The organism is Streptomyces sp. NPDC048415 (assembly GCF_040651675.1).
In the GTDB taxonomy this organism is placed as follows: domain Bacteria; phylum Actinomycetota; class Actinomycetes; order Streptomycetales; family Streptomycetaceae; genus Streptomyces.
In genome coordinates this window covers 1-10,825 of the sequence record NZ_JBEZKJ010000159.1, presented here as the reverse complement: position 1 = coordinate 10,825, position 10,825 = coordinate 1, and the positions used below count along the sequence as shown (strand labels likewise).

The 10,825-nt window shown below is 67.4% G+C and carries 11 protein-coding genes; 2 read left to right on the top strand and 9 right to left on the bottom strand.

Annotated features, from left to right (window positions below; genetic code table 11):
- Positions 1–96 precede the first annotated feature (96 nt).
- The gene (locus AB0D27_RS43670; RefSeq protein ID WP_362520763.1) at positions 97–513 is read right to left on the bottom strand and encodes a glycosyl hydrolase; all 417 of its coding nucleotides are present in this window, start codon (positions 511–513) and stop codon (positions 97–99) included.
- Between the two features lie 229 nt (positions 514–742).
- Positions 743–2,332 (bottom strand): MDR family MFS transporter, encoded by a 1,590-nt coding sequence (locus AB0D27_RS43665; protein WP_362520761.1) that lies wholly within the window; start codon positions 2,330–2,332, stop codon positions 743–745.
- Positions 2,333–2,503: 171 nt separating this feature from the next.
- On the opposite strand from AB0D27_RS43665, the gene AB0D27_RS43660 reads away from it, so the two are divergent.
- Positions 2,504–3,094 (top strand): TetR/AcrR family transcriptional regulator, encoded by a 591-nt coding sequence (locus AB0D27_RS43660; protein ID WP_362520758.1) that lies wholly within the window; start codon positions 2,504–2,506, stop codon positions 3,092–3,094.
- Between the two features lie 222 nt (positions 3,095–3,316).
- Here the strand turns inward: AB0D27_RS43660 and AB0D27_RS43655 are convergent, their stop codons facing one another.
- Positions 3,317–3,979: a M23 family metallopeptidase gene (locus AB0D27_RS43655; RefSeq protein WP_362520756.1), complete on the bottom strand. Its 663-nt coding sequence runs from the start codon at positions 3,977–3,979 to the stop codon at positions 3,317–3,319.
- 494 nt (positions 3,980–4,473) lie between these two features.
- A complete protein-coding gene (locus AB0D27_RS43650; RefSeq protein ID WP_362520753.1) occupies positions 4,474–6,999 on the bottom strand; it encodes an ATP-dependent Clp protease ATP-binding subunit in 2,526 nt (841 codons plus the stop codon).
- Positions 7,000–7,428: 429 nt separating this feature from the next.
- On the opposite strand from AB0D27_RS43650, the gene AB0D27_RS43645 reads away from it, so the two are divergent.
- Positions 7,429–8,148 carry an SCO3374 family protein gene (locus AB0D27_RS43645; protein ID WP_362520752.1) on the top strand — a complete coding sequence of 240 codons (720 nt, stop codon included), beginning with the start codon at positions 7,429–7,431 and terminating at the stop codon, positions 8,146–8,148.
- Here AB0D27_RS43645 and AB0D27_RS43640 read toward each other — a convergent pair.
- From AB0D27_RS43640 to AB0D27_RS43620, 5 genes are all read right to left on the bottom strand, one after another.
- Positions 8,127–8,462, bottom strand: a complete 336-nt coding sequence (locus AB0D27_RS43640) for an Lsr2 family protein (protein WP_362520749.1) — start codon at positions 8,460–8,462, stop codon at positions 8,127–8,129. The genes AB0D27_RS43645 and AB0D27_RS43640 overlap by 22 nt on opposite strands.
- Positions 8,463–8,686: 224 nt before the next feature.
- Positions 8,687–9,256: an amino-acid N-acetyltransferase gene (locus AB0D27_RS43635; RefSeq protein ID WP_362520747.1), complete on the bottom strand. Its 570-nt coding sequence runs from the start codon at positions 9,254–9,256 to the stop codon at positions 8,687–8,689.
- A gap of 9 nt (positions 9,257–9,265) precedes the next feature.
- Positions 9,266–9,706, bottom strand: coding sequence for a BlaI/MecI/CopY family transcriptional regulator (locus tag AB0D27_RS43630; protein WP_362520744.1), 441 nt, complete (start codon positions 9,704–9,706; stop codon positions 9,266–9,268).
- Positions 9,707–9,803: 97 nt separating this feature from the next.
- The gene (locus tag AB0D27_RS43625; protein ID WP_362520742.1) at positions 9,804–9,983 is read right to left on the bottom strand and encodes a hypothetical protein; all 180 of its coding nucleotides are present in this window, start codon (positions 9,981–9,983) and stop codon (positions 9,804–9,806) included.
- A 13-nt stretch (positions 9,984–9,996) separates the two neighbouring features.
- Complete coding sequence (locus AB0D27_RS43620) at positions 9,997–10,608, bottom strand: hypothetical protein (RefSeq protein WP_362520766.1); 612 nt, start codon at positions 10,606–10,608, stop codon at positions 9,997–9,999.
- Positions 10,609–10,825: the final 217 nt, after the last annotated feature.

The following is a 10,825-nucleotide window of genomic DNA, read 5'->3' as shown; positions in this document are numbered from 1 at the left end:
TGAACTACGCGACCTCGTCATCGCGCTCGCCGATCGCCTCACGTCCTATGCCCGCCAAGCCTGACAGCGAGGAACCAATGTCATGAGACGGCACACCTAGTACCACTTGGTGCAGTGGATCGTCGTGTTGTAGCCCGAGTCACCGCAGGCCCGCATCAGCTGGCCGTTGCGGTCGCGCCAGGCCTCGGTCCAGACGCTGCCGCCGCTCTCGATCTCCCGCCAGCCCAGCTGCGGTTCCCAGGTGCGCCCGCCGTCGCTGCTGCGGTCCACCCAGACGTGCATTCCGACGGCGCCGACCACGATCCGGCCCCAGGCACAGGTGTTGTCCCCGGACCCGTTCACCCGCAGTTCGATGCCCTGGCCGCGCGCCCCGATCGCCTCTTGGACGGTCCTGCCGTTGTTGTTGTTGCAGCCGTCGGCGGCGCTGGCGGTGGTGGATCCGGCCATGGCCAGCAGGCCCGCCGTCATCGCCACCGCCGAGGCCGCGGCCGCCGTCTTCGTCTTCACGCGCATGTTCTGTTCCCCCTAGGAGCCCTGAGGCACTTGTGGTCGATGCCTGAATTCTGGGCGACTTGAGGAGACCGAACCATCCTGAACAACAGAGGTTGACGTGCACGCGCCGCGCGTGTAGCGGCCTGTCCGGCTCTTGAGGGCGAGCCCTTTCGACGCCGCCCGCCCAGCCCCGTACACGGGAGAAGGCCCCCGGGGCGGACAACGCCGGGGGCCTTCGGATCGAGGGAGGTCAGACGGCCTCAGACACGGCTTCCTTCGACGGCACGTCAGCCGCGTCAGGAGCCGGCTTGGTCCCCGCCCCCTTCAGCGGGACCTCCTTCACGAACACCGCCCCGACAAGGGCGACCACGGCCACGATCGACCCCAGCAGGAACGCCGAGTGCGTACCGGAGGACACCGCGTGCTGATACGCCTGCCGCGCCACCGCCGGCAGCTTCGCCAGGCTGGCCGCGTCAAGCTGCGCGGACCGCTCGGTCACCTTCGACCCGATCGCCCCGGCCTGCTCGGCCATCACGTTCTGAACCCGGTGGTTGAACAGCGCGCCCATGATGGCGACACCGAAGGAGGAGCCGAGCGTACGGAACAGCGTGGTCGACGAGGACGCGACGCCCATGTCCTTCATCTCGACGCTGTTCTGCGCCACCAGCATGGTGATCTGCATCAGGCAACCCATGCCCGCACCGAGCACGGCCATGTACAGCCCGGAGGTGAGCCGGGTCGTCTCGGTGTCCATCTGCGCGAGCAGGAACAGCCCCACGATCATCAGTACGCTGCCGACCAGCGGGAAGATCTTGTACCGGCCGCTGTTGGTGGTGACGCGCCCGGCGACCATCGACACGGCGAGCATCGCGCCGAGCATCGGCAGGAGCAGCAGCCCGGAATTGGTGGCGGACGCGCCCTGCACGGACTGCTGGTACAGCGGCAGGAAGAGCACGGCGCCGAACATCACGAAGCCGGTGATGAAGCCGATGACGGACATCAGCGTGAAGTTGCGGTTGCGGAAGATGTGCAGCGGCACGATCGGCGCGACGGCCTTGGTCTGCCAGAAGACGAAGCCGACGAGCGCGGCGACGCCGATACCGATCAGCTCCATGATCCGGGCGGAGCCCCAGGCGTACTCGGTGCCGCCCCAGGTGGTCACCAGCACGATGGACGAGATGCCCAGGGTCAGCAGACCGGCACCGAGGTAGTCGATCTTCCCCTGCTTCCGCTTCTTCGGCAGGTGCAGTACCGCGCTGACCGCGAGGAGCGCGACGACGCCGAGCGGGAGGTTGATGTAGAAGGACCAGCGCCAGCCCCAGTGGTCGGTGATGGTGCCGCCGACCAGGGGTCCGAGGATCATGGCGAACGCCATCACGCCGGCCATCATGCCCTGGTACTTGCCGCGCTCACGGGGCGGAATCAGGTCACCGATGATCGCCATGACGCCGACCATCAGACCACCGGCGCCGAGGCCCTGAACGGCACGGAACCCGATGAGCTGCCCCATGTCCTGGGCCATGCCGCTGAGCGCGGAGCCGATCAGGAAGAGCACGATGGAGGTCATGAAGGCGCCCTTGCGCCCGTACATGTCGCCGAGCTTGCCCCAGATGGGGGTGGAGGCGGCGGTCGCGAGGGTGTACCCGGTGACGACCCAGGAGAGGTGTTGGAGCCCGCCCAGTTCGCCGACGATCGTCGGCATCGCGGTGCCCACGATCATGTTGTCGAGCATCGCGAGCAGCATCGCGATCATGAGCGCGAGCAGCACGACTCGTACGCTGCGTGGTTGTTTCTCGCCGTTTTCGGCGGTCGGTGCGACCACCTCGGTGTTGTCCGCCATCGTCCCACTCCCCTAGGTACAGCTGCCGCCGACCGGCCACTTACTTGCCGACCGGCAAGTTCACTACACTCACGGAAACTAGACCCGTAACTAGCCGGGCGTCAAGTAAGTTTAACTGGTTTTACCAGCCGGCCGACAGGTAAGTTTTCAGGGAGCGCAAGGAGTACGAGGATGGGCGGCACCATGGACGGCACCAAGCGACAGCGCCGCGGCGACACCCGCCAGCGCATCCAGGACGTGGCCCTCGAACTCTTCTCGGAGCAGGGCTACGAGAAGACCTCGCTGCGCGAGATCGCCGAGCACCTCGACGTCACCAAGGCGGCGCTCTACTACCACTTCAAGACCAAGGAAGAGATCCTCATCAGCCTCTTCGCGGACCTGACGAGGCCGCTGGACGAGCTGATCGAGTGGGGCAGGCAGCAGCCGCACACTCTGGAGACCAAGCAGGAGGTGCTGCGCCGCTACAGCGAGGCCCTCGTCGACGCGTCACCGCTCTTCCGCTTCATGCAGGAGAACCAGGCGACGGTACGAGAGCTGAGCATCGGCGAGACCTTCAAGGACCGGATGCTCAGCATGCTCGACATCATCAAAGAGCCCGAGTCGCCGCTGACCGACCAGGTCCGCTGCATCAGCGCGCTCTTCACGATGCACGCCGGGATGTTCGTCCTCAAGGACGTCGAAGGCGACCCCGAGGACAAGCGCAAGGCGGTCCTGGAGGTCGCGATCGACTTGGTGACGCAGGCGCACGGCGGCGCCGCCTAAGGGCCTGTCCGGACGGATCCCGCAGCAGACGCGGGGCCCGGGCACGCCCTCCCCCGCACTCGGCTTCGCTCGCGCGAGGGGCTCCATCGGCGTTCTCGCCGGTTGTCGACTCCCCACGCTCGAACACGCTCGCGCGAGGGGACGCTCATCGCCCCGCTCACCCGCGCCGATCAGGAACCGTTGCTTCCTTGCGTCCTGATCCGCCGGGCAGGCCCCGCATGCTCAGACGGTGACGCCCTTGGCGCGCAGGAACGCGACGGGGTCGATGGCGGAGCCGTAGTTCGCGGTCGTACGGATCTCGAAGTGCAGGTGCGGCCCGCTGGAGTTGCCGGTGTTGCCGGACAGCGCGATGTGCTGGCCGGTGGTGACGACCTGGCCGACCTTCACGTCGATCCGCGACAGGTGGGCGTACTGCGAGTAGGTGCCGTTGCCGTGCTTGATGACGATGGCGTTGCCGTACGCGGGACCGTCGCCCGCGCCATTGCCGCCCGTCTTGACGACGGTGCCGCCGTGCGCGGCGAGGACCTCGGTGCCGCTGGCCACGGCGAAGTCCTGGCCGGAGTGGGTGGACTGCCACATGCTGCCGGCCTGGTTGAAGGCGGCGGACAGGGTGTACTTCTTCACCGGGTCGATCCAGGAGGCGGTCTGCTTGGCGGCGGCCTGCTTCGCGGCGACGGCCTTGGCGGCGGCCTTGGCCTGCACGGCGGCCTGCGTCTGCACGGCGTTCGCCGTCGTGACAGTACCGGTGGCGCCGAGGGCGGTCTCGGCGGCGGTCGCGACCCCGGCGCCCAGCACGACCGAGGCGCCGAGACCGACGGCCAGGACGGCCGTCCGGGTGCGGATCAGGGACGTACGGGAGAGACGGGACGGGACGCGCTTCGACATGGAGACCTCGTGGAGACGGGGACAGGGACTCAGAAACCACCCGGCACACAGCCGGCGCCGGATGGCCCATCCCTTGGTAACCCGCCGCCCGGCGGACACTCAAATGGGTGATCTACGACTTAAGGCCGTAGTTGACCTCAAAACTTAACGACTCTTGACAGAACGGACACTCCGTTGAGGACCTGCCTGATTTCTACGGAAAACAGCGTTTAGCCCCCTTCGGAACGTCGCCTTCCCTGGAAAAACCCGCGCCCACCACCGATTCCCCACGACGTTCGGGGCCCTCCGGGTTCCGGACCAAAGGTCCCTTTTGTCCGTTCTCCCGTCTCCACTATTCGCCCTAGTAAGGGACAAAACGCCTGTGCGTCATGTCACCGGCCCGTCGGATCCAGACACCCGTGAATGTGACGGGGGCTACGCGTGACACGCGGAAAAAGGGGCTGCCCCAGGACCGAAGTCCCGGGGCAGCCCCTCTGTTCAGCGAAGCCGAAGGCTTACGCCTCCTTGCTCAGGTTGGGGCCGGCCCCACCCGCCGCCTGCTCGATCGGCGGGACGTCGGGGAGCGCCGACTTCTCCTCACCCCGGAAGGTGAAGGTCTTGGCGTCGCCCTCGCCCTCCGTGTCGACGACCACGATGTGGCCGGGACGCAGCTCGCTGAAGAGGATCTTCTCCGAGAGCGCGTCCTCGATCTCGCGCTGGATCGTCCGGCGCAGCGGCCGGGCGCCCAGGACGGGGTCGTAACCCTTCTTCGCGAGGAGCGACTTGGCGCTCGGGCTGAGCTCGAGGCCCATGTCCCGGTCCTTCAGCCGCTCGTCCACCTTGGCGATCATGAGGTCGACGATCTGGATGATGTCTTCCTCGGTGAGCTGGTGGAAGACCACCGTGTCGTCGACACGGTTCAGGAACTCGGGGCGGAAGTGCTGCTTCAGCTCCTCGTTGACCTTGGCCTTCATGCGCTCGTAGTTGGTCTTGACGTCACCCGCGGCCGCGAAGCCGAGGTTGAAGCCCTTGGAGATGTCCCGCGTGCCGAGGTTGGTCGTCATGATGATGACCGTGTTCTTGAAGTCCACGACGCGGCCCTGGGAGTCGGTCAGGCGACCGTCCTCCAGGATCTGCAGCAGCGAGTTGAAGATGTCCGGGTGAGCCTTCTCGACCTCGTCGAAGAGGACCACCGAGAACGGCTTGCGCCGCACCTTCTCGGTCAGCTGGCCGCCCTCTTCGTAGCCCACGTATCCGGGGGGCGAACCGAAGAGACGCGAGACCGTGTGCTTCTCGCTGAACTCCGACATGTCGAGGGCGATCAGCGCGTCCTCGTCACCGAAGAGGAATTCGGCGAGGGTCTTCGAGAGCTCGGTCTTACCGACACCGGACGGACCGGCGAAGATGAAGGAACCACCGGGACGCTTCGGGTCCTTCAGACCCGCTCGCGTACGACGGATCGCCTGCGAGAGCGCCTTGATGGCGTCCTTCTGGCCGATGACCCGCTTGTGGAGCTCGTCCTCCATGCGGAGCAGACGCGAGGACTCCTCCTCGGTCAGCTTGAAGACCGGGATGCCGGTGGCGGTCGCGAGGACCTCGGCGATCAGCTCGCCGTCGACCTCGGCGACGACGTCCATGTCGCCGGCCTTCCACTCCTTCTCCCGCTTGGCCTTCGCCGCCAGCAGCTGCTTCTCCTTGTCGCGGAGAGAGGCCGCCTTCTCGAAGTCCTGGGAGTCGATGGCCGACTCCTTGTCGCGGCGGACGCCCGCGATCTTCTCGTCGAACTCGCGGAGGTCCGGCGGCGCGGTCATCCGGCGGATGCGCATCCGGGAGCCCGCCTCGTCGATCAGGTCGATCGCCTTGTCGGGCAGGAAGCGGTCCGAGATGTAGCGGTCCGCGAGCGTCGCGGCCTGGACGAGGGCCTCGTCCGTGATGGAGACGCGGTGGTGTGCCTCGTAGCGGTCCCGCAGGCCCTTGAGGATCTCGATGGTGTGCGGGAGGGAAGGCTCCGCCACCTGGATCGGCTGGAAGCGGCGCTCGAGGGCCGCGTCCTTCTCGAGGTGCTTGCGGTACTCGTCCAGCGTCGTGGCACCGATGGTCTGCAGCTCGCCGCGGGCCAGCATCGGCTTCAGGATCGAAGCCGCGTCGATGGCGCCCTCGGCGGCACCCGCACCGACCAGCGTGTGCAGCTCGTCGATGAACAGGATGATGTCGCCGCGGGTGCGGATCTCCTTGAGCACCTTCTTCAGGCGCTCCTCGAAGTCACCGCGGTAGCGGGAGCCGGCGACCAGCGCGCCGAGGTCGAGGGTGTAGAGGTGCTTGTCCTTGAGGGTCTCGGGCACCTCGCCCTTGACGATGGCCTGGGCGAGGCCCTCGACGACGGCGGTCTTGCCGACGCCGGGCTCACCGATGAGGACCGGGTTGTTCTTCGTACGGCGGGACAGCACCTGCATGACCCGCTCGATCTCCTTCTCGCGCCCGATGACCGGGTCGAGCTTGGACTCACGAGCGGCCTGGGTGAGATTCCGGCCGAACTGGTCGAGGACCAGGGACGTGGAGGGGGTGCCCTCGGCAGGACCACCGGCGGCGGCGGTCTCCTTGCCCTGGTAACCGGAGAGCAGCTGGATCACCTGCTGCCGCACGCGGTTGAGATCTGCGCCCAGCTTGACCAGGACCTGGGCGGCGACGCCCTCGCCCTCACGGATCAGGCCGAGCAGGATGTGCTCCGTGCCGATGTAGTTGTGGCCCAGCTGAAGGGCCTCGCGGAGCGACAGCTCCAGGACCTTCTTGGCACGGGGGGTGAAGGGGATGTGCCCGGACGGGGCCTGCTGCCCCTGCCCGATGATCTCCTCCACCTGCTGGCGGACCGCCTCGAGCGAAATCCCGAGGCTCTCCAGGGCCTTAGCGGCGACACCCTCACCCTCGTGGATCAGGCCCAGGAGGATGTGCTCGGTGCCGATGTAGTTGTGGTTGAGCATCCGGGCTTCTTCCTGAGCCAGGACGACAACCCGCCGCGCGCGGTCGGTGAACCTCTCGAACATCGTTAATCGCTCCTCAGAGCGGTCAGGCAGTAAGGGGACGCTCCCCTCCCTGTCCTTCCGCAGCTTAGTCCCGCAAGCGGGGACCGCTCATTCCAACTGCCGACACCGTCCTTGGCCTCCTGACCCCGAACGCCGACATCTGCTCCAACCTGATGGTGCGAGACGATGTTCCCGCAGGCCAGGCAGATACCCTCTCCAGCTGTACGCCGATGGCGAACGTGAGATGCCCGAGCCATGCGTGTCGCCCCTCCCACTAGGGATGTCTTACCCGCAGGCACTGACACTCCATGCGGCTCGCACCGGTTCCCTCCGCTATGGGCGAACATCCTTGCGCCGCTGAACACCCCCGGGCGCTTCCCTTCCGACACTGTGCGTATTTGTCGGAACACGCAGCGTAACTCCAGAGGTCTTCCGGCTGTTGCTCCTGGCATGGCTCCCACCGTTCCTCTCCCTCGTCGGCCGCTCGATCCGGACGATCCGGTGCGGTGGTGGTACGAGAACGAACTGGGCTGGGCGGCAGTGCCCGGATCGCCCGGATCACCGGTACGACTTGCCACGGGGCTGCGCTTCGATGTGCTGGATGTGCCGGCGGAGGCGGGATTCGCGGCGCTGCGACATCTGGGGCCGGCGTCTCCGGTGGCCGTGCGGGGCGGCCGGATGCGGCTTCTGGTGGCCGCGGGAAGCGCGGAGGAGCTTCCCGGGCTGCTCGACTGGCTGGAGTGGGGCACCCTCGCGCTGGACCTCAGGGCGATCGGCGCGGGCGGGAGCATCGAGGCTCCACGGCCTCCCGGATTGGACACACGGGAGGGCATCCACGCGCGCGTGGATGCCGAGGGAGAGCCGGCCGGGTCGCTGAGGGTCGACCGGGGCCGGACCGGATCGCTGAGGGCCGATGGAGGCCGGACCGGATTGCTGAGGACCGACGCGGACCGGGCCGGCTCGCTGGGGGCCGCTGTCTGGCTGCGGCCCCCGGAGCCCGGCTGCGAGGTGGAGCCGACGCTGCCGACGCTGTCGGCGCTGGGCGGCCAAGCGATCGGAGGGGGCGTTGGGAGCGCCCCTGATCTCGTACGACTCGTGGCGACGATGGCGACGCAGTGCCATCGGGTAAGGCTGCGGCGCGCGTGCGCTCAGCCGTTGGCCTTCTCGTAGGCTTCGCGAATGGATGCGGGAACTCGGCCACGGTCATTGACCTCGTAGCCGTTCTCCTTCGCCCAAGCGCGGATCTGCGCGGTGTCCTGGCTGCCACCAGAAGCGACGCGTGCCTTTCCGCGCCCGCCCGAAGCGCGGCCTCCGGTACGACGACCACCCTTCGTGTAGGGCTCGAGAAGGCCACGGAGCTTGTCCGCATTGGCGGTCGTGAGATCGATTTCGTACGTCTTGCCGTCCAGCGCGAACGTCACGGTCTCGTCCGCCTCGCCACCGTCGAGGTCGTCGACAAGAAGGACCTGAACCTTCTGTGCCACCGGATTTCCTTTCATCGATAACTTCGGGCATGGGGTCTGCGGCGTCCGCCGTTTCGCCGTCCCCTGTTATATGCAGTACTGCAGTACGTCGGAAAGCAAACCGCTTTTGCTGGAAAAACACAAACCCCCGGGGGAGACTCACAGGGCACTGGCAGCCCGGAAACGTGCGCGTTTCGGACATAGGGCACCCGGGCAAGGCGGTCCACCGGAATAGTCGTCGGCGATCACAGATGCAGAAGCATCCGACTGTTGCCCAAGGTGTTCGGTTTCACTCGTTCGAGACCGAGGAACTCCGCGACGCCCTCGTCATAGGAACGCAGGAGCTCGGCGTAGACATCGGTGTCCACGGGGGTCTCGCCGATCTCCACGAAGCCGTGCTTCGCGAAGAAGTCGACTTCGAAGGTCAGACAGAAAACGCGACGAACGCCGAGCCAGCGGGCGGTCTGCAGCAACTTCTCCAGCAACTGATGTCCGACACCGAGGCCCTTGACCGCGGGGTTCACCGCGAGAGTGCGGACTTCCGCGAGGTCTTCCCACATCACGTGCAGCGCACCACAACCGACGACCTGGGCGTTGTCGTCGCGTTCCGCCACCCAGAACTCCTGGATGTCCTCGTAAAGCGTCACCGTCGCTTTGTCGAGCAGGATGCCGCGTCGGACGTTCGCGTCGAGGAGGCGGCGTACGGCCGTGACATCGCTGGTCCTGGCCCGCCGGACGGTGATGGCTTTTGCGGTGGCTTCCGGATCCGGTGCGGGAAGCTCTGCCGGAACCTCCGCGGGATGCTCTGCTGGCATGAGCGGACGCTATCGCCCGCCGTCGCCCTCGGTCGCGGCGGGGCTCTGCTCCGACGGGCTCGCGGGAGGGTTCTGCGGCGCGGGGGTTTCCGGTCCTTGCACCATACGCACGGCATCGCGCAGGGCTTCGCGCTGTTCCGGGGACATCATGCCGAAGAAGGCGACGAGGGCGGCGGCCGGGTTGTCACTCTGCGACCATGCGTCGTTCATCAGTGCCGCTGCGTAGGCGGCACGTGTGGAGACCGCCTCATATCGATAGGCCCGGCCTTCCGCTTCGCGGCGCACCCAGCCCTTCTGATGGAGATTGTCCAAAACGGTCATCACCGTGGTGTACGCGATGGACCGTTCCTGCTGAAGATCTTCCAGGACTTCTCGAACGGTCACCGGGCGGTTCCACTTCCACACCCGCGTCATGACCGCGTCTTCGAGTTCTCCCAATGGGCGAGGCACAGCTCAGAACAATAGTGGGAGATCGGCAACAAAAAGGGCGTACGACTCGAAAAACGTATGAGACGTACGCCGATGAGTCGCCCGGTGAGGGCGGGGCTCAGTCCTCGGTGTCCCGGGAGGCCTGACGGGCGCTCTCCGCGCGCGCGAGGGCGGCGTCGACGACCGCGTCCTCCTTGGACTTGTTGGCCCCGCCCTGGCTCTTCACGATCGTCACGATCAGACCGATGAAGAACACGGCCATCACTACGGGGGGCACGAGCGCGGAGACATAGTCCATGCCTCCAGAGTAGCTAGCCCGCCGCGAGCTGCTGCGAGGGGTTCGCCGGTGGCGGTCCGGGCTTGCGCTTCGGAGGGAAGACCTCACCCGGTGTGGGGATGGGGCGCTCCGGGCGCGGGGTCTTGACCGGGGGCGGCGGCTTCGGCTGCGCGGCGGGCTTCTCCGTGGGCTTTGCAGGCCTCCCCTCGGACGCCAGGCCGCCTGGGAGAGCCAGCAGGGGGGTGCGGGACTGCGGGACCCTGGGCGCGGGCGTACGGCCCGCCAGGCGGGCGCGCACGTCCTGCTCGGCCAGGGCCCGGCAGCGGTCCAGGAGGGCGGCCGCGGCGGAGTTCGCGCGCAGGGCGCGCAGCGCGGCGAGGTCGTCGGGGCTCGGCCGGTAGCCGGTGCCGAGCGCCTCCTCCAGGAGGACGAGATAGCCGGCGGCAGTACCCGGCAGCGCGGCCCGGTAGCGGGCGAGATCGGCCACCAGGAAGGCCCGGAGCCTGGCTCCCTCGCGGGCCGCCTCGTCGACGGACTCGGCGAGACGGAGACAGTCCTGGACGTCCTCGGCCGAGGCGGGGCTGGGATGCAGGGCAAGGGCGAGAGCGCGGCGGAGCACACGCAGCTCCTCCGCACCGAACGCCATGCCGCCGCGGGATCCGTATGGCGTGGGCATGCGCCGACAATACGCGCTAATCAGACAAAATCCGCATAACGGTCAAGATGTGGCGCGTCAGCGTTTCAGCCCGCCCGGCGGTTCAGCCCGTCCGGCGTTTGAGGACGAGCGCGAAGCGCGACAAGGGGGGTCTGGGGGCGCAGCCCCCAGGGACGGGAAGGGTAGGGGCGGCGGGGGCGAAAACCCG

What these genes read in the sequence shown, in the direction of transcription:
- AB0D27_RS43645 (WP_362520752.1), top strand. Translation starts at nt 7,429, where the DNA reads ATGGCTCCCACCGTTCCTCTCCCTCGTCGGCCGCTCGATCCGGACGAT.
- AB0D27_RS43670 (WP_362520763.1), bottom strand. Translation starts at nt 513, where the DNA reads ATGCGCGTGAAGACGAAGACGGCGGCCGCGGCCTCGGCGGTGGCGATG.
- AB0D27_RS43620 (WP_362520766.1), bottom strand. Translation starts at nt 10,608, where the DNA reads ATGGCGTTCGGTGCGGAGGAGCTGCGTGTGCTCCGCCGCGCTCTCGCC.
- AB0D27_RS43650 (WP_362520753.1), bottom strand. Translation starts at nt 6,999, where the DNA reads ATGTTCGAGAGGTTCACCGACCGCGCGCGGCGGGTTGTCGTCCTGGCT.
- AB0D27_RS43655 (WP_362520756.1), bottom strand. Translation starts at nt 3,979, where the DNA reads ATGTCGAAGCGCGTCCCGTCCCGTCTCTCCCGTACGTCCCTGATCCGC.
- AB0D27_RS43660 (WP_362520758.1), top strand. Translation starts at nt 2,504, where the DNA reads ATGGGCGGCACCATGGACGGCACCAAGCGACAGCGCCGCGGCGACACC.
- AB0D27_RS43665 (WP_362520761.1), bottom strand. Translation starts at nt 2,332, where the DNA reads ATGGCGGACAACACCGAGGTGGTCGCACCGACCGCCGAAAACGGCGAG.
- AB0D27_RS43635 (WP_362520747.1), bottom strand. Translation starts at nt 9,256, where the DNA reads ATGCCAGCAGAGCATCCCGCGGAGGTTCCGGCAGAGCTTCCCGCACCG.
- AB0D27_RS43625 (WP_362520742.1), bottom strand. Translation starts at nt 9,983, where the DNA reads ATGGACTATGTCTCCGCGCTCGTGCCCCCCGTAGTGATGGCCGTGTTC.